The following is a 19,081-nucleotide window of genomic DNA, read 5'->3' as shown; positions in this document are numbered from 1 at the left end:
TACAATTATCCAGCATAGATAAAAGGCTATCTAAAATTAGATAGCCTTTTACTTATTAGGTTATATTTAAAATTACTTAACTAGAGTAACGTTAATAGAAACTGGCGCAGATAATAAGTCGCCATTTTCTTCAGTTACGATTGTAGGAATTACAATTGTTAAAGTACCAGCTTTAGTATCGTCAGTTAATGACAATGTTCCATCAACATTAGTAACATTATTTAAGTTAGTAACTACCGCTGTTGAAGCATCAACTTCCACACCATTTGTTAATGTGTTTAAACCAGGAACTTCTAAATCATAACCCATAACCTTAGCAAATTGATCTTGGACTGATACTACTGGGTTTACAATATAATTCGTACCAGCAGTGTTTAATTTACCGAAGATTAATTCATCTAAAGTAATAGTTGTTCCTCCTAATACTGATAAATCATAAGTTTTGCTTGTAGTATTTACCACAGCTTTCGTAGCAACAGAATCAGTGTTAGTGTAGTTAACATTTAATGTATCTACAGCTACTCCACCTTTAGTTGCAGTTAATTTAACTGTACCAGACTTTACAAGTTTTAATAGTGCATCTTCAGTTAAAGCTACAGTTGCAACACCATCAGCATAACTCACGTCTTCTAAGAAAACTTGATCAGTAGTGTTAGAAGTAGTGGCAGTTAATGCAACTCCATCTCCTTCAAATTCTTCTTGTCCAATGATATTACCATTTTTGTCAAGTTTGTTAAGAACTACTTCAACTGAATCATCATTGTCAGCACCAGTTTCGTTAGCATCATTGTCTGCATCTAACGCAGTGTTTGCAGAAATGATTTCAAGGTCATAACTAGCAACAGCTGAATCAAAATCAGTTGATGTAACTGAAATTGTTTTATTGAAAACAACTGTACCACTAGCATTTTTGTATTCAACAGTTACAGTTGCTGAACCTTTAACATGGTTTGTTTCTGGTCGTGCAACAGTAATTTTTCCATCAGCATCAACTGATGCAGTTGCTACACGTACGTTACTAGATTTCACAGTTAATTTACTGTTATCATCATATGTTAATACTGTTGCAGTATCGTTATCTACATTTACATTTGCAAGTGATGTATAAGCTTCACCGTATTGATCTTTGAAAGCTACAGTAATTTCTTTTTCACTTGATAAATCGTTAGAAGATGAATCTAACTTCGCAGTTGTAGAAGATAATGTTGCATCAGCAACCTTTTCGTTTGCAAGAACATCAAATGAAACAGTGTACTCAATGTTATCTACTTTAATTTTTGCTGAAGCTTTGCCTGTTGATACTGTGTTAATTACAAATTCACCATCAACGATAGCAACATTAGCAACTGTTGGGTTTAAGTTTGTAATAGTAGTACCTTCAGTAGGAGTAATATAAACAATATTTCCTTCAACATCTTTAGCAAATAAGTTTAAAGTTTCTCCAGACTCGTTTACTTTTAATTTAGTATCTAATTCTCCAGCTTTTTTAGCAGAAGTATAATCTGTTACTTCAGAAGCAGGTGTTAAATCCCCAATGTGGATTCCTTCAAGACCAGCAATTTCTAGTGATGGTAATACATCAACTTTAACTGCACCAGTTGTAGCAAGTACTGTAGAACCATTTTTAACTTTAACTTCTACGTAGAATGATTCAGCAGCATCTGCAGAAACTACTCCAGTTGTAGTGTCAACAGTAGCACTAGTTGAAGAAAGTTCGATAGATAAATCTTCATTGTTTAATGTAAGTCCATTTGCATCTTTAACTACAACAGCATCAAGAATGTTGTCTCCATTATAGAATTTTGTTTTTGATAATGAAATTGTAGCAACTTCTGCAATTTCATATTTAAATTCTACTGTAGATGCTTCTTTCATTGCTGCACCAGCTTCAGATTTAACACCATCAACAGTTACTTTATAAGTTGTTAAGTCAACTAATGGCTTGTTGAAAGTAATTTTAACTTGTTTTTTATTATTAGGATTAACTTCAGCTTTAATTACAGAAACATTGTTATCTACTGTAAAGTTAGCTTCAGAAACATCACCAATATTTGTTTCGAAATTAACATAAGCAGTTGTATCATTAATTGCTGTTACAGATGATACAGTTGGTGCTAATGTAGCTGCATAGTCAATTGTACGGCTTAAGAAGTTAGCAAATTGACCACGGTTTAAAGTACGAGTAGGGTCAAATTTCTCAACAACTGTAAGACCAGCAAATTCTAATCCTACGATTGCAGCTTCATTTGAAACGCCTTTAATATCAGTGATTTTAGAAGCAAAGTTAGCTTTTTTAGCTTCTTCAGCAACATCAACACCGTAGATAGCTTCGATTGCATTTACTAATACAGCCGCCATTTGGTAACGTGGGATTTCTAATGTTGGTTTTAGAGAACCATCTTGATATCCGTTGAATACTTCTTCTTTTTTAACTAAAGCAGCATATTGTACTAACTCTTTATCAGAAGCAGCATTTAAGTCTGTGAATGGGAATCCATTAGCAGTTGCTTCTTCGTAAGTTGGTAATTTTTTACCTTGTGCAACTAAGTATTTACCTAAGAATTTAACCACACCAGCACGGTTTACTGTGTTTAATGGTTTGAAAGTACCATCTTCATATCCTTTAACGATTCCAAGATCAGCGATTGCATTAATTGCTTCGTCGTATCCTGTTCCCGCGATGTCTGGGAATGATGGTGTTGCTGCAGACGCAACTGGTACGATTGCAGATGCTACTAAAGTAGCTGTAGCAGCTGTTGCTACGAATTTTTTGTATTTCTTTGGTTGGTTAGCCATAAGAAAGATTTCCTCCTCTAATTCAATTAAAATTTTTTCTAGTTATCTTCAACTATATATAGGTACAGATAAACTATTACACATAAAAGTTTAGTAGTATCTAAATGTTATGTCAATCCTTTTTTGGTACCTTCTTGAAAATTGTCGAGGTATGTAGATTAACATAATTTTAATAGTCTTGATAACTTAAAATCTTTTTAATTATGACATAAAACTTCTATAATTCCAACAAAATCTTTCATATACAAACATATCATTATTTGGTAATAATATTCATGTTATAGTTTTCGTTGTTATTATAGGGATTTTTCCAATGTTTCGGTTGGTTAACATTTTCTTTTACTGTCATAACAATCTTATTATCGGGCGTATGAAGCAAAGTTTAATAGTTTTTTAATATTTTTTTCATATGTGCTTAATCTTTTTTTCTCTTTTACTATAAATATAGTATTTTGACTAAAATAATATTGCCTCCGTAGGCTTATTTACTTGGCTTTCTAGTTCTTCCTTAACCCTCGATAAGTATATTAGATGGTTCAGTAGAATATGCATCATCTAATAGATTAAACATAAAAAGAAAGCCTACACATATAAAATGTGTAGGCTTTCCTTTTTTGGCTACCAACCGTTTTTTTCCTTGCAGGGAAAAGTTAAAGCTATATCATAGAGAAAATCTTACTATAGACACAGTGTATCACCAAAATTAGAAAAGGACAATCAGTAATTACAAAGTTTGCATATTTATTTTCCATTTTCTTTAATTGGTTAGATTTACTATATATGACTACTTCTTCGAGCTCCGCGCAACCTCTACTAAGAATAAAGGCAATGCCAATTGACGTTTAAATCGTTTTGGTTCCTTAATTAAACGATAGAACCATTCTAGCCCTAGCTTTTGGAAGGCTTCTGGTGCGCGTTTAACTGTTCCAGCTAATACGTCAAAGGAGCCACCCACGCCCTGGTAGATTGTTGGGTGTAATTCCTCGCGATTTGCATTGATCCAGTTTTCTTGCTTTGGACTTCCCATTGCAACGAATAAAATATCCGGCTTTGCTTCATTAATCTTTGCTTTAACAATTTCGTTATCCTTTTCATAACCATCTAGTGTACCGGCAACGATGATTCCAGGGTACAGCTCTTTAAGTTTAACTGCTGCTGTGTCTGCTACGCCTGGCTTTCCTCCATATAAAAAGACAGGCTTCTGGTGCTTGGCTGCTTCTTCGCATAGGCGCATCATCATTTCAACGCCAGTAACACGCTCGGTAATCTGCCCTTTTTGGATTTTGGATGCGATGATAACCCCAACCCCATCCGGAATTTGAATCTCAGCTTCATTAAGTAATTTCTTCAATGAAGGATCTTCTTTTGCTTTCATGATTTTTTCGGGATTGATCGCTACGATGAGTGATTTTTCTTTTCGTTCAATTCGCTGGAAGATTTCCTTTAGTAGGTTATCGTAGTTTTCCGTATTTACTTGAATTCCAAGTACAGTTTCTTTCATGACTTTTCATCCGTCCTTTTATAGTAGAAACTCATATTAATTTAAAAAGGCAGCATGCTGTTAAGTGCACACTGCCTTAAATAGTAGATATTTATTTTTTTGTGCAGTTTACTTATTTATTTTTTGCATCGCCTAATAGGTGGTATTGGAAGCCAGCTTCCTGCCATGCATCACGACTTAAGCAGTTTTTCGTATCGAAAACGATTTTATGCTTCGCCGAGATTTGTAATGGGTTATAGGCTTTGAACTCATTATGATCTGTTAAGAATAGAAGAATGTCCGCATCCTTAGTTGCTTCTTCTAGGCTTTGTGTTTGTGTTTCGTGCTTGTTTTCTTTGATATGTGGGTCATAAGAAATAACCTCTAATCCTAGGTGCTGAAGCTCTTCAATCACTTCAGTTGATGGGCTTTCACGCATATCATCAACGTTTCCTTTGAATGCTAAACCAAGAACTGCGACTTTCCCGCCAGCTACTTTGTTTCTATTTAAAATAGCCTGTGTTTTTTGTGCAGTGAATGCTGGCATACTGTCATTCGTGTTACGAGACATATTAATGATTTGAGCACTTTCCCCACCTAGCTCTACTAGGAACCATGGATCTACTGCGATACAGTGACCACCAACACCAGGTCCTGGGAAGTGAACGTTCACGCGTGGGTGATAGTTCGCAAATTTGATGGCTTCCCAAATATTCACGTCTAGCATATCAGCCATTTTTGCAAGCTCGTTCGCAAAGGCAATATTCACGTCGCGGTATGTGTTCTCCATAACTTTAACAAGCTCTGCAGTAGTTGCATCCGTTAAGTGAATTTGACCTTTTACGAAAGTTTCGTAAAGCTCTTTTGTCAGCTCAGATGATTTCTTGTTGATACCACCAACAATACGATCGTTGTTTACTAGCTCTTCAAAAATACGACCAGGAATAACACGTTCTGGTGAGTGAGATACGTAAATGTCTGTCCCAATTTCAAGTCCTGTTTTGATCAGCTCAGGAATCATGATACGCTCTACCGTTTTTGGTGGTACTGTTGATTCTAGAATAACTAGGTTGCCTTTTTTAACAAAAGGAACGATCGAAGCAGTAGCTTGTCTCACATACTCAAGGTTTGCTGTTTTATCTGCATTAATTGGTGAAGGAACAGCTACGATAAAGATATCCGCTTCTTGTGGCGTAGTTGAAGCTGTTAAAAAGCCTTCATCTACTGCTTTGTTTAAGCGCTCTTGCAGTCCGTTTTCTTCAATGTGTAAAGTTTTTTCCTGGATGCTTTTCACAGCTGCTGGATTCACGTCAACTCCGTGAACCTTCACGCCATGGTTTGCAAACATAACTGCTGTTGGTAACCCGATATATCCTAACCCAACAACACAAATTGATTTTGTCATAAGATTCGTTACTTCCTTTCAAATTTCGAGAACGAGTGTATATGTCATTTCGGTCATTTTCTTTTAAAATGCCCACGAAAGCTGGATTTATGCTCATTCTTAAGCTTCATAAATTGCTTGTTTCGAAAATCCTTTTAATAATGTTACCGCATTTGCCTTCTTAGTACCGCAAACACTATGTAATCCCGCAATATAGTATACAACTTTCCATTCCATTTTGTGAAATTAAATTTGTATTACAGTGGGGTATTTTGTAATTTAATGTCACAATGAAGGATTTTTAACCTTTTAAATGAGAACGTATCTGTCATTTGAAAAGTTGCATATCTAGGTTCCGCAATCAAATCCTCAATATAAAAAGCACCTCCGATTCAAATAACAAATCGAGGTGCCTTGCAGTTTCTATTGTTAAGCTTGGGCGCCATATAGTTTGGCTTTTTCGGATGCTAGCTCATGGAAGCGTTTTTCGTCACGGTTTTCTAGAGCTTGGTCGATTAAGCGTTCTAGGTTTTGCTCCTCTAGCTCGCGAATCATTTTTTGCATTTCAGATTGAGATTCCTCTTTCGGTATAACGTTTAATGTATCGTCACTTGTCGTTGCTTTGGCCAATATAGGAGTTAAATGATCATGCACATTTGAAATTAAAAGCAGCTGATATAATGGTAAACGAATAAATCGGTTTCCACGTTGGAATACGAAAATCTCTGACAGATTTTCAATTTGCTTCGTTTCTAGGTCAATAATCATTTCCTTCCCTTCAACGGGTACAAAATGATATAACTCATCATCCTTCACAATCGAAAAATACTGATAAGCAAAAACTAAGCGCAGTGTCTTTCCGCTTACTTTTGTATAAAAAGGCTTCATAAACTGTACTTGAATCATACTATCCCCTCCTAATTTGGAAGTTTTCTGATTTTTCTAATTATAACACATTTTCATTCTTTAGTAAATGAAAGCGATTTCAGCTTTAGGTTGTAACTTAAGCCAAATTCATATGTATTTTCTGGGCTATAAGGCCGGTGTCACCTTGAAAGCCGTTATTGTATCATACGAATTTTGTATCTCGTTAATGCTATATTCTCCATACTTTTCGCTTTTCAAACTAGCAGAATCTTACTAATTTTATCGATATTTGTAAATAAAATGGAAATGTGTTACCCCACTGGACTAATTACAAGCTAATGTTAAATTCTTATACCCTGTATTCTTGAAGACAAACCAATTATCAACCAAATTACAGAAGACTTTTTCCTAAACTTTCCGTTTTACTTATCAATCCTGCATTTTAAAGTTATAATGGAAAGACAGACTTTTTTTAGTTAGAAATGAGAAAATTACTATAAGTAAAAGAAAAAGCACTGATCTTACATGTTTTTTTAAGGAGCGTATGACTATGGGGATATCGATTTCAGCACTTGCATGGGAACAAGCAGCATTCATTCGAAATCAACTAGAAAATATAGAGCAAGCATTACATCCTTCTGTCACTGAAGATGAGGAACTTATACGCCGCGCACTTTTTGCTGTACGTAACAAATCAGTTAACCTAGAGCGCTATGTTCCTGCTACCACAACACTTTATGCATCGGTTCAGGATGTCCGACTGACCAATGTGACCGTCAACTTCCGAAGCGGTGAAATACATTGTGATTGTCCTCAAGAGCCATGGTGCCGCCATAAGGTTAGTGTTATCTTGGCTTTATTCCAATATATTGATTCGGTACAGGATTGGGCAGCTAAATGGCGAACGAAGAAAAGCTTGAATTTACACATGCTGGCTTCCACTCGCACTCCTGAAAATTGGCTGGCTATGGTGAACGAAGTAATGGCCCATCTTGTACCAGAGGGGCGTTTAATCGAAAAACACCTTCTTGCAAGCACAGTAGATAACATCCATGGCAAGCTTAGAAAGCACCTCCCCTTCGAACGGGAATGGCAGCCTATCTATAATTTATTTATGGAAATCGCTATTTTAAATAAACTTTGGCCACATGTGAATTTTGAACGCGGTGGAAATAGCTTTGGTACGGATTATTTTGAGTACTTTTTTGACCGTCGATTTGAACTGATCCAAAATACTATTCATGAACTGTCCGGGAAATCTCGTCTTTTTGCAACGGATCCATTTTTTGATGCACTACAAGTTTTAGTACGCGAGTTTTTACTGGAAAAGGAACGTTATATCGGTCGAAGATTAAATATTTATTTATTATTCTGGGATACCGTTTTTATCGAAAAAAGACGCGCTGAAGAGGAATTAGCAATCCTGCAAGGCTATGAGCAGTCAGAGATTAGTGAGGATGTGCCACTCTCTACTGTCTTTAATCTTTTCCACATTTTGTTAAAGGATTTTGATTCCTTAAAACAAAATTTAGAAAACATCGCACCCGATCAAATGAATGTTTACTTTGGATTGGCTAAATTCGCATATTCACGTAACGATGAAATTGCGACTGATGCGATTTTAAAAGCTATGCTACCACTGTTAAATGAGTATATTAATGAATATTTGGTTCCATCTCAACGACAAATGTATGTGAGAAGGATTCACCAGCTCTATGATAATATTCCGCTTACAGAGCATGAAGAGATGATGCTCTACTCTGCATTTGGAAGCTATGGTGTGCAGCCTTATTCTCATTATTTACTGAAGGCAAAGCGATACGGCGAATGGGTAGCTCTCCACCAATTATATCCTTCCTCTATTTCTTATTTAGAAACCTGCGGATTAAAGGAAGTAATTGATGAGGCACCAGAAATGACCTTGCCACTTTACCATTACTATGCACTTGAAGAAGTAAATCAAAAATCGAGAATGAATTATAAGCAGGCTGTGCGAATTTGGAAAATGATGAAGTCTGCCTCGAAAAAATGTGGAAAAACTAACTTTTGGGCTGATTATATTCAGACTGTACGTGAACAATATAAACGGCTACGCGCCTTACAAGAAGAATTAGAGAAAGGAAACCTACTGGTATGACAGAAATTCAACAAACACCTTTTACGAAAATAGTTCGATTATCCATAGAAGAACTGCAACCAGCTTTCTTTTCTGTAACAGCCTACAAGGAAGATAACACACCTATGTCGCCTATTAATTGGACAAGGCAGTTATTTTTCCGTTATGAACCGAACTTCTTTGGTTTGACTGCCAATGTTAGCGACACAGATCTTCGTTTACCGACTGTGGAGCTAGTCGATTTGCTATCGCCTTCTTATAAACATCCTTTTATACAGCTAAAGGGCGCTGATGAGCATTCCGAAAAGCTCCTTTCATCCATGAAGGCAATACAGCTCCTTTGGAATAATAGTGCTTTATGGGATTACGTGGTAACGGAAGAAAAAGAAAATGGAGATTTCTCATTTTCCTTTCAGCTACCCGAGAGCTTTTTAGAGGATGAGTTTGTACATCAATATACTCGAGAGAAAAATATTACATTGAACGAATTGGAATCACTCCTTAAATCGGCTGCTTATCAAAAATTAGCCTTTGCAAGCTTGCATCCGAGAGATTTACAGACCTTGCTTCCTTTCTTCAAAAATGGAGGCTGGCCGTTAATTAAAGATCGTAATATCGGAAACCTAAAAGTGGCGATACGTTTAAGTGAACCAGATGAAGGTTCCTCGGAATGGCTTTTAGAAACGGTGCTTAGCTCACCTAAAACTACTAAGCTTTGGACACCAGCGATTCGTAAAAGACATTTACCGATTGAAAAGGCACTCCCTGAAAAATGGTTAGAATTTGCAGATGAAATCGTTAACCAGCAAGCGCAGATGTTTGAGCTGATGGATTTACGTGCATATCATGTGTTCCCTGATAAGTTTATACATACCCCTATAGATGACGGGGATGTTCGTAAATTACTGAGAGATGACTTTGCTAAATTGAGTGCACTAGGCTTTGAGGTTGTTTTACCAGCATGGCTACGAGAATTAAAGCAGACGAAAATGCGGATCCGTGTAAGTGCGAGCAACCAATCTCAAAAATCAGTCGCTGGGTTAGATGATATTTTAGCATTCAAATGGCAGCTTTCTGTCAATGGCGAGGAAATCAATGCCGAGGAATTCCGCAAAATTGTTGAGGAAAACCGAGAATTTGTCCGAATTGGCGATGAATGGTTCCGTATGGATGTTAATTGGATGAATGAAATTAGAGAGCTGATGGATAAGGCTGAGGAAGAAAACTGGACAGTTCGCGAGCTATTATTCCGCGAATTACCAAATGAGTTGGCTGCTCCACTTGAAGAAGAGGATTCCGAAACGGATGATCCACTTTTTGCATTCGAAATGCAGCGTTCCCTTCAGGATTATATTGAACAGCTGACAACCAAGAAGGGGCTTCCCCCTATTCCAAAGCCTACAGGATTGCAGGCAGAATTGCGTCCTTATCAGCAGGAAGGCTTCGAATGGCTTACATTTATGCGTGAGCAAAAATTTGGTGCCGTATTGGCAGATGATATGGGACTTGGGAAAACTGTACAATTAATCACTTATCTTTTATATACAAACGAGAATCTAGGGGAAACCGACCCTACATTAATCATTTGCCCTACTTCAGTTTTAGGAAACTGGCAAAAAGAGCTGGATCGATTTGCTCCATCCTTAAAGGTGATGACACATTACGGTTCAAATCGTATTAAGGATGATAGCTTTAAAAGCGTGCTACAAAGTGAAAAACCAAATGTTGTGCTGTCTTCCTATGGTACGATTTCTCAGGATATTGAGTTTTTAGAGCACATAAATTGGGCTACTGTAGCATTAGATGAGGCTCAAAATATTAAAAATATGCAGACCTTACAATCTCGTGCAATTCGTCGATTGAATGGAAAGCATCATATCGCTTTAACTGGTACTCCAATCGAGAACCGACTTTCTGAGCTATGGGCAATTTTCGACTTTATTCACAAAGGGTATTTAGGAAGCTTCGGGAAATTCCAGGAGCAATTCATAGTACCTATTGAGCGTGAGGAATCGGATCGTCATAAAGAAATCTTGCGTACAAAGATTCGTCCATTCCTGATGCGTCGTACAAAAAATGACCCGGATTTAATGCTGAATCTTCCAGAGAAGCAGGAGACGAAGGAATTCTGCGCCTTAACAAGTGAACAAGCCGCGCTTTATGAAGGTTATATTGAGGATACACTGGCACAGCTTGAAGTAATGACAGCTTTCGAGAAAAAGGGCCGTATACTACAAATGCTAAGTAAACTAAAGCAGTTATGTAATCATCCAGCTTTGTATTTAAAGGAGCCTTATGATGATGCAAAAGCTTTGTTAAATCGTTCTATTAAGCTAAAAAGAATTGTTGAGCTAGCAGCAGATATCGTGGACAACGGGGAGCAATGCTTAATCTTCACCCAATATATTGGTATGGGTCAGCTATTACAGCATTGTTTTTCAGAGCTATACAATATCGATATTCCCTTCTTAACTGGTAGTATGCCAAAGCAGCAACGAGATAATTTGGTGGATAGCTTCCAGGCTGGCGAATTCCCTATTTTCCTTCTGTCTTTAAAGGCTGGTGGGACAGGTCTAAACCTGACTGCAGCTAATCATGTATTACATGCCGATCGCTGGTGGAATCCGGCAGTAGAAAATCAAGCAACGGACCGTGCCTACCGAATCGGACAAACACAATTTGTGCAGGTTCATAAATTCATAACCATTGGCACTATCGAAGAAAAAATCGATAAAATGATTGAAATTAAATCTGCCCTATCTGAAGAATTGATTCAATCGAGCAATTGGTTAACAGAGCTTCAAGAGGATGAATTAATGGATTTACTGATGCTAGATACTCATGCATTGAGATAATTTTAAGGTGTAGAGTCGAGTATTGTAGTACTCGACTCTATTTTTGCCTCTCGTTATTCAATTTGCGTTTAATCCATATTCAATTGTTTGTTCTCTACTATGTAGAGTTTAGGACATTTTTTGTCACTACTGTGCGGTCAGCAGTAGTGATTTTTTTATCACCTCCTTTCAAGCTATTTGTGAATCGAGGATGGATTTATGAATTGGCTTTTAGTTGGAAGGGAGTTTTCTGATTTATAATTTCTATAGTTTAGGACACATATAAAAGAGAGATTTTTAGATTAAATTGAGATTAGGTATTAGTTGAGTCTTTGATTTTGTTGTTTTGATTCTAGGAGAGTTTTTAAATTACATTGTACAGGAGAGAAAATTTTATGTTGTTCTAAGGAGAGTTGGTTTTAGTTTTTAGTGAAAGTTAAAGGTTTTTGCGAAATCTTTTTGTTACCTCTACAACATTTCGAGTTCAGCTAGTTTTGGTCACTCCCAGACTGCCCAAGTCTTATGGAGTTGGAGTGTTGGCCACCTGTTCAGGAAGAACAAAATCCGATGACACATCTTGATTGTTTCTGGTAGCTCCACCCTTATTTTCGGGTGTCTTTAAGATTAAGAATCGGACATCATCTACAATGACTTCTGTTGTATAGATTTTTACATTTTCCTTATTTGTAAATGATCTAGTTTGTAAGCGACCGTTTATGCCTACCAATGACCCTTTTCCACAATAGTTGACAATTCGTTCTGCTAGCCTTCCCCATGCTACGCAGGCAACGAAATCGGCTTCCACATTTCCATGGTTGTTTCGGTAGTTTCGATTAATCGCTATAACAAAATTGGTTTGTACCCGATTCTCTGAAAATGTCTTGAGAAATGGGTCTTTTGTAAATCTCCCAACTAGTCCGACTTGGTTCATGCCGTTCACCTCCTTTCTTGTGAGTCCATCATAAACCGAGCTCACTAATTTCGGCAAATTCCGAAAATATAGGTTTTCCTTCGTTTTTGAGCTGAAAAATCATTTTTCGACATAGCGATAAATTTGTCGATTTTTGACAAGTCCATGCGGCTGTAAGAATATGGAGTTGAAGTGACACAAAATTGTAAGGGCCAAAATTTAATTTTCGCAGTTTTTCTATGTTATACTAAAATTATCTAAAAATATTGGGGGATTGCTGATGAAGACGTTTAAAATGCTTTCGTTTGACCTTATCAACGAAGACGGCGGGCAAAACATTCCCATTATCGACGGAATCGTAATCAATCAAGAAAACAGTCGCAAATCCTGGATTCTTGAATTATTCCTTTCCAAAGAACACAAAACAACCTTCGAAAACCTCAAGGCTTCCAATGAAGTCTTTGAAGTACATGTCATCATTTCTTTTCCAGATAACGAGCCTGCACCATTCAAGGTTTTGGTAAGTGACATCCGCGAAATCGGTGAAAAAATCACCGTTTTATTAAAAGGAACCATCAAAACTCGAAGAAGCAAGTATGCAGAGGCATTATTAAACTCACTATTAACTGAGGAATTATCAAGCGAAGAGCTTATGACCCGCTTCAAAAAAGGAATGCGTGAACGCCCACGCATAAAAGAATCTTAAACTGATTAGGTATGGATAAACATGCCTAATCTTTTTTATTTTGTAGGATTGGAGGTGGATTTGAGGGATGTGTCGTGGATAGTTAGGGTTGTGTGCGCTTAGCACAATTGGGTGTGGTTACTTAGCTTTGTATAAATATCTACACAATTATTATAAACAATTCCGCTTGTGTAAGGATGTACACAAGTGCTTTCTCCCATATTCAAGCAATGTCCAGCTCTCTCTTCCCTTAAACTAACTATTCTCTAGCTTTTGGGCAATGAGCAGTTTTCTCTCTTACCCTAAACTTACTATTCTCCAACTTTCGGACATTGACCGACTTTCTCTCTTCCCCTAAACTAACTATTCTCCAACTTTCGGACATTGACTGGCTTTCTCTCTTCCCCTAAACTAACTATTCTTCGGATTTCGGGTAGTGAGCTGCTTTCACTTTACATGCGCATAGTCGACTTTGTGTGCGAATAGCCACATTTGCTTGCACATCCGCCGCTTTGCGTGCAGAAAACCCAATCCTCATTCGTATACACATTTTTACCAACACAAAAAAACCGCCCCAAGTTAATGGGGCGATCCATGGTAGCATCCAAAATCGGGGATGTATTATTGATTTTCTGTATCGTTATCGACGCGTTCGTCGTTATTATTGACATTCCCGTTTATATTTTGGCCGGCACCATCACTGTTTGAAACACCGTTTTCGTCTACAGTATTATCGTTATTATTAAGGGTACCCGTGTCACCGTTTAGGTCATCCCCTAAATCAGAAGTGCCCGTGTTTTCATTCACTTCGTTATTTAGGTTGTCCGAGGAATCATCTTGTAGTAAATCCTCTGCACCCTCTTGGACGTCGTTTACACCCTCATTGATATCCTGGCCGACGTTTTCTCCAACATCTTCCACGTCATTAACAGCCTCATCGTCTGCATTATTACAACCGACTAATAAAGCTGATCCAAGTACGACCGCAAAGACAGGTTTTTTCCACATAAAAAAAGCTCCCTCCTTTCAAGTTTTACTCCATCACATAAGGAATGCGACTAATCATAGAGTACCCGAGAAGGAAGGAACTATCCTAAAAAAGAAGTAACGCATTTTAGCTCAATTTCTAAATCGTTACACATCGTGCAAAGTTAGTCTTCTTTTTTAAGTTGTTCTTTAAGTTGTTGTTCTACATATGCAGCTTCTGCTTTACATTCGTACGTAAAGTTTGTCCCAAGTGCTTTTTGCATTTTTTCAATTGAATCAATTTGCTTTTTCGTTGGTTTTTCACTTAAAATTTTGGCAATAACTTCGTCAATTCGTTGTGCCAGCTCCTCGTGAAATTCTGGGCTAAGTAATACATCTTGAGGAACTTTGTCATACCAAGCTGCATTTTCTGTAAAATACTTTTGCCAGTTTGCCACAAATTCGTCCATCGAAAATTTGTCCTCATTCCAACCGATGCTTGCTAAATATGATTCAAATGACGTTGAGATAGACCTAGTAATGCTTATCTTTACGCCTGAAGACAACTGTTTATACATTTATTTAAAAACCTCCTACAGTTCAAAAGCACAATCTTTGATATTACTCTAACCACCATACCATTCTACCTACTTATTTTAATGCTTTAGAAAGTGAGATGCAAAATACATGTCCAAAAATACCTAATTTGTATTCTTTACCCAATTTCGCATTAAAATATGCACTTAAAACGGAGTAGATTATTTCGGTTGAACTGGGCCGATTGCAAATAGGATGTCTGTTTCACATACAAGTTCACCATCAACTGTTGCTACTGCATGACCTTTTCCCATAGCTCCGCGTAGTTTTACAAATTCAACCTCTAATTTTAATTGATCTCCTGGAACGACTTGACGTTTAAAGCGGCAATTATCGATTCCTGTTAAAAACGCTAGGCGCCCCTTGAATTCCTCTGATTTTAACAAAGCAACTCCACCTACTTGTGCTAATGCTTCAACAATTAAAACACCCGGCATTACTGGATATCCTGGAAAATGCCCGTTAAAAAAGTCTTCATTGATGGATACATTTTTAATACCTACTGCACGTTTACCCTCTTCGATTTCTAAGATTCGATCCACTAATAAAAACGGATAGCGGTGTGGTAAAATTTCTTGAATTTGTTCTGCTGTTAACATTTAAAAATCCCCCTTTAATCCCTTATGTATATTAAATTATAGCCTGAATAACGCATAAGCACAAAAAAGGAGAATAGAAAAAATACTACAAGCCAAATCTAAGAGCAATTCGCATTGTAGTTATTATTCTCTATTCTTGCCCATTTATGATATCTAACATGTGCTGCCAAGTTTCCTGTTTTAATACATCCAATGGCTCACCACTACCAATTACGCCAAAGCCGAGCATTAAACCAGCGGCTCCAGCAATAATTAGTAGGGCGATGACAAGAATGATTCTAAGCCAAATCGGAAAAAGTCGGAAGTTGTACCAACGAATTGGCTTATCTATCTGTTTGTCACTTCTTTTTTCTTTTTTTTCTTTTTTAGGAACTTTCGGCTGGGTAGATTCACTATTTAATTCGTTTGTCATGCTCGATCACCCTTACCCTTAAAAAATTTAAACACTATGTTATCTAATTCCATTAATCAGACCTAACATCTGATCGGCGATAGAAATTGCACGGGAACTAAATTGATAGTTTCGTTGTGCAGTAATCAAATTTGTCATTTCAGTCGATAGATTTACATTTGATAGCTCTAATGAACCGCTTGTTATGCCCACTTCAGTTCGAGCTGCACCTTGTAAATCTATAAGAATATCTGCCTGATTATAGCCTAATTCGTTCAGGTTAGCTGGTAATCCGATGTAAGTATCCGAAATATGCTCCATTACTTGAGAGGTTTGGATTTCTGTAATACCTAATTCAAAAGTTAATGAGTCACCATCTGGATAGTTAACACCTAATGTGCAATCCTTCGATAAGCTAAAATTGCTTACATTATCAGGGAAGTAAATCGCATCTCCATTAGAGTCAGCTACTGCGTAACCATCACCATTAACTAGCATAACTTGTCCATTATCAACAGGCGTTACATAGAAATCACCTTGTCGAGAATACACTGTTCTTTGCCCATTATCGCCATCTGGCATTAGGATATTAAAATATTGTTTTTCTTTCGTGAAAGCTAAGTCTAAATCTCGATCAGTTGCTTGTAGACCACCTTGTCCAAAGTTCGTTTGAATTTGTCCAAGATGCGCACCAACACCATAGCGAATACCGACTGGTGAATTACGAACAGTTGGATCTAATTTATCATTGTTAAATTGTTGGTATAGAAGTTCAGAAAAAGTGGCTTCTTTAGCTTTATAACCGGCTGTATTACTGTTTGCAATGTTATTACTGATTGTATCAATTTGACTTTGCAACTGTCCTAGAGTGTTTGTTGCTGTAATCATTGTACGAAGCATAATTAATCCTCCCTATTCTATACTCTTCCAATTTCATTTACTGCTTTTTCCATGCTCTTATCATAGGCCTGTAAAACTTTTTGGTTTGCTTCAAAGGCACGGTAAGCAGTTAATAGATCTGTCATCGATTGAGCTGAATCAACATTTGAGCCTTCAAGATAACTTTGCTGCATGGAGAAAGTTACGCCCTCTTGTCCAAAAGCAGTTGGCAGATTTTCGCCATCGACTGTACGATATAAACCATTGTCTTGTTTCATTAACGTGTTAGGATTTGCTGAAAAAGATACACCAAGTGATGCTGCAAGCTGATCATCTACAAAAATATTTCCTTCTTGTGTCAGGTTGTACTGATCATTAGGAAGTTGAATTCGTTCACCCTCAGCAGAAAGTACATATAATCCCTGAGCATTAACTAGGTAACCTTGACCATCTAATGTAAAGTTCCCGTTACGAGTGTATGCTTCTCCACCTTCTGGATGCTCCAGACGGAAAAAGATTGAGCCTACTTGACCAGAATCTTCATCAGTCGGCATTGTACCGTTGATTAAAGCAACATCTGTTTTTTGACTAGTTTCATATATTGAACCTTGGGTATAGTTAGCTAGAGTTTCTTGTAAGTAAACACCTGTATTTACGGACCCGATTTGCTGAATATTTGCCATGCTTAATTGTTTATCAGTTGGAAGATTTGTATTTCCTACAGCTGATAACAGCATATCTGGAAATGAACGAATAGTTGATTGATCCGACTTAAAACCAGGTGTATTGGCATTTGCCATATTGTTCGTAATTATTTCTGTTTTTCTTTGTTGAGACACCATTCCAGTTGCGACAGTATAAAATCCTTTAAACAATGTAATTCACCTCTAAATTTATTTTTGTATTAAGTCAGATGTTAAATCAACTTGACTCATTTTTCTTTCCACACTAAAGCAGGGAATCAGTAATGGTTGTTAAATACGAGAACCCGGAGAGCGGTCGATGTTATCTAACATTAAGCCTGTACCAACAGCAACACAATCCATTGGGTTTTCGGCTACAAACACAGGAACCTTTAACTCTTGTATTAGCAATTGGTCCATCCCATGTAATAAAGCACCACCACCTGTAATGCATACTCCACGGTCGATAATATCCGCTGATAGCTCTGGCGGCGTTTTTTCTAGAACATTTTTTGCTGATTGAACGATTAATGAAACCGATTCATGTAAGGCTTTTTCGATTTCAGAAGAATGAATCTCAATCGTTCTTGGTAAACCAGTTACCATATCACGTCCGCGAATTTCCATCGATTCATCACGGCTACCTGGATAAACTGTTCCAATAGTGATTTTAATGGACTCGGCAGTACGTTCACCAATTAATAATTTGTATTGTCTCTTTATGTATTGCAAAATATCGTTATCAAAAACATCTCCAGCTACTTTGATTGACTCACTTGTCACGATATCGCCCATTGATAGAACTGCAACATCAGTAGTACCACCACCGATATCAACAACCATGTTGCCGCTAGGCTGGAAAATATCCATACCCGCCCCGATTGCTGCTACTTTTGGTTCTTCCTCTAAGTAAACTTTTTTGCCGCCTGATTTCTCAGCAGCTTCTCTTATTGCTTTTTGTTCTACACTAGTGATGTTTGTTGGACAGCAAATAAGAATACGTGGCTTGGAGAAGAATCCTTTCACGTCTAACTTATTTATAAAATATTTTAACATAGCTTCGGTCACATCGAAATCCGCAATTACACCATCTTTTAATGGGCGAATTGCCACAATATTCCCTGGCGTACGTCCTACCATTTGACGAGCTTCTTCACCAACAGCTAATACTTTTTTCGTGTTCTTATCGATTGCAACAACTGATGGCTCATTTAAGACGATTCCTTTTCCCTTTACATAGATGAGTACATTTGCCGTTCCTAAATCAATCCCAATATCTTTAGAAAACATTTAATAATTTCTCCTTCCTGCCATTCCACCATAAAAAAATCACGTGCTTATTCCTATACTTTATCTAGATTATTTTAACATAATCACATACCAATTACATCTTTATTTATATTGGTTATATGTGGTTACATGTACCTGGTACATAAACGATTCTGAATATTCACGATTGTGTGTGTACCAGGTACACCATAGTAAAAAAGCACTTAGTTGACTTGTGAAAGCCAAACTAAATGCTTTTTCAATCGTTTCGAGTCTGCCATTTCTTACGTGTTGCTTCGCCTCCTCGTAAATGACGAATTGATTTGTGATAGGCTAAGATTTCTTTCACTTCGTTTGCTAATTGTTCATTGACTAAGAATAATCGTTCAGTTAGGTCTTTATGCACAGTACTTTTCGAATAACCCGTCATTTTCGCGAGGACACGAACCGTTTCACCTGTTTCAATCAGCAGCTCTCCAAGCCGAACGCAGCGATGCCTAATGTGCTCGTGCACGTTCTCTTCCTTTCTATCGGATATAAGAATGTGCCGTTTTGCTAACGAGAGGTGTTTTTTTCGACGTGTTTATATTGCGAGTGTTTCATTGACGTTTGCAACTAGCGATTT

The 19,081-nt window shown here is 37.3% G+C and carries 16 protein-coding genes; 3 read left to right on the top strand and 13 right to left on the bottom strand.

Features of this window, described 5'->3' with window-relative positions; all coding sequences use genetic code 11:
* Positions 1–72: 72 nt before the first annotated feature.
* From LG296_RS04500 to LG296_RS04485, 4 genes are all read right to left on the bottom strand, one after another.
* The gene (locus LG296_RS04500; RefSeq protein WP_404427515.1) at positions 73–2,796 is read right to left on the bottom strand and encodes an S-layer homology domain-containing protein; all 2,724 of its coding nucleotides are present in this window, start codon (positions 2,794–2,796) and stop codon (positions 73–75) included.
* A gap of 784 nt (positions 2,797–3,580) precedes the next feature.
* Positions 3,581–4,297 carry a WecB/TagA/CpsF family glycosyltransferase gene (locus tag LG296_RS04495; protein ID WP_404427514.1) on the bottom strand — a complete coding sequence of 239 codons (717 nt, stop codon included), beginning with the start codon at positions 4,295–4,297 and terminating at the stop codon, positions 3,581–3,583.
* 112 nt (positions 4,298–4,409) lie between these two features.
* Complete coding sequence (locus LG296_RS04490; protein WP_404427513.1) at positions 4,410–5,681, bottom strand: nucleotide sugar dehydrogenase; 1,272 nt, start codon at positions 5,679–5,681, stop codon at positions 4,410–4,412.
* A 408-nt stretch (positions 5,682–6,089) separates the two neighbouring features.
* Positions 6,090–6,566, bottom strand: coding sequence for an IDEAL domain-containing protein (locus tag LG296_RS04485; RefSeq protein ID WP_107932543.1), 477 nt, complete (start codon positions 6,564–6,566; stop codon positions 6,090–6,092).
* Between the two features lie 511 nt (positions 6,567–7,077).
* Here LG296_RS04485 and LG296_RS04480 point away from each other — a divergent pair.
* The gene (locus LG296_RS04480) at positions 7,078–8,664 is read left to right on the top strand and encodes a hypothetical protein (RefSeq protein WP_404427512.1); all 1,587 of its coding nucleotides are present in this window, start codon (positions 7,078–7,080) and stop codon (positions 8,662–8,664) included.
* On the top strand, positions 8,661–11,498 hold the full coding sequence (locus tag LG296_RS04475; protein WP_404427511.1) for a DEAD/DEAH box helicase: 2,838 nt from the start codon (positions 8,661–8,663) through the stop codon (positions 11,496–11,498). Before LG296_RS04480 ends, LG296_RS04475 begins: the two co-directional genes overlap by 4 nt.
* A 499-nt stretch (positions 11,499–11,997) precedes the next feature.
* On the opposite strand, the gene LG296_RS04470 is transcribed toward LG296_RS04475, so the two are convergent.
* Positions 11,998–12,408, bottom strand: a complete 411-nt coding sequence (locus tag LG296_RS04470) for a single-stranded DNA-binding protein (protein ID WP_107932538.1) — start codon at positions 12,406–12,408, stop codon at positions 11,998–12,000.
* 259 nt (positions 12,409–12,667) lie between these two features.
* On the opposite strand from LG296_RS04470, the gene LG296_RS04465 reads away from it, so the two are divergent.
* Entirely contained in the window at positions 12,668–13,093 is a 426-nt protein-coding gene (locus LG296_RS04465) for a YwpF family protein (RefSeq protein WP_107932536.1), read from the top strand.
* A 600-nt stretch (positions 13,094–13,693) separates the two neighbouring features.
* On the opposite strand, the gene LG296_RS04460 is transcribed toward LG296_RS04465, so the two are convergent.
* The 8 genes from LG296_RS04460 to LG296_RS04425 form a co-directional block, all read right to left on the bottom strand.
* Positions 13,694–14,080 carry a hypothetical protein gene (locus LG296_RS04460; RefSeq protein ID WP_251402486.1) on the bottom strand — a complete coding sequence of 129 codons (387 nt, stop codon included), beginning with the start codon at positions 14,078–14,080 and terminating at the stop codon, positions 13,694–13,696.
* Between the two features lie 143 nt (positions 14,081–14,223).
* Positions 14,224–14,616 carry a hypothetical protein gene (locus LG296_RS04455; protein WP_404427510.1) on the bottom strand — a complete coding sequence of 131 codons (393 nt, stop codon included), beginning with the start codon at positions 14,614–14,616 and terminating at the stop codon, positions 14,224–14,226.
* Between the two features lie 180 nt (positions 14,617–14,796).
* Complete coding sequence (gene fabZ / locus LG296_RS04450) at positions 14,797–15,234, bottom strand: 3-hydroxyacyl-ACP dehydratase FabZ (protein ID WP_107932531.1); 438 nt, start codon at positions 15,232–15,234, stop codon at positions 14,797–14,799.
* Between the two features lie 130 nt (positions 15,235–15,364).
* Complete coding sequence (locus LG296_RS04445) at positions 15,365–15,646, bottom strand: DNA-directed RNA polymerase subunit beta (protein ID WP_404427509.1); 282 nt, start codon at positions 15,644–15,646, stop codon at positions 15,365–15,367.
* 39 nt (positions 15,647–15,685) lie between these two features.
* The gene (locus LG296_RS04440; RefSeq protein WP_404427508.1) at positions 15,686–16,525 is read right to left on the bottom strand and encodes a flagellar hook-basal body protein; all 840 of its coding nucleotides are present in this window, start codon (positions 16,523–16,525) and stop codon (positions 15,686–15,688) included.
* Positions 16,526–16,542: 17 nt separating this feature from the next.
* Entirely contained in the window at positions 16,543–17,379 is an 837-nt protein-coding gene (locus LG296_RS04435) for a flagellar hook-basal body protein (RefSeq protein ID WP_404427507.1), read from the bottom strand.
* A 99-nt stretch (positions 17,380–17,478) separates the two neighbouring features.
* On the bottom strand, positions 17,479–18,477 hold the full coding sequence (locus LG296_RS04430; protein ID WP_251402472.1) for a rod shape-determining protein: 999 nt from the start codon (positions 18,475–18,477) through the stop codon (positions 17,479–17,481).
* Between the two features lie 238 nt (positions 18,478–18,715).
* Positions 18,716–18,970, bottom strand: coding sequence for a sporulation transcriptional regulator SpoIIID (locus LG296_RS04425; RefSeq protein WP_107932522.1), 255 nt, complete (start codon positions 18,968–18,970; stop codon positions 18,716–18,718).
* Between the last annotated feature and the right edge of the window lie 111 nt (positions 18,971–19,081).

It is taken from the genome of Ureibacillus chungkukjangi (assembly GCF_044795995.1).
Lineage (GTDB): Bacteria > Bacillota > Bacilli > Bacillales_A > Planococcaceae > Ureibacillus > Ureibacillus chungkukjangi.
This window is presented reverse-complemented; position numbering and strand designations above follow the sequence as displayed.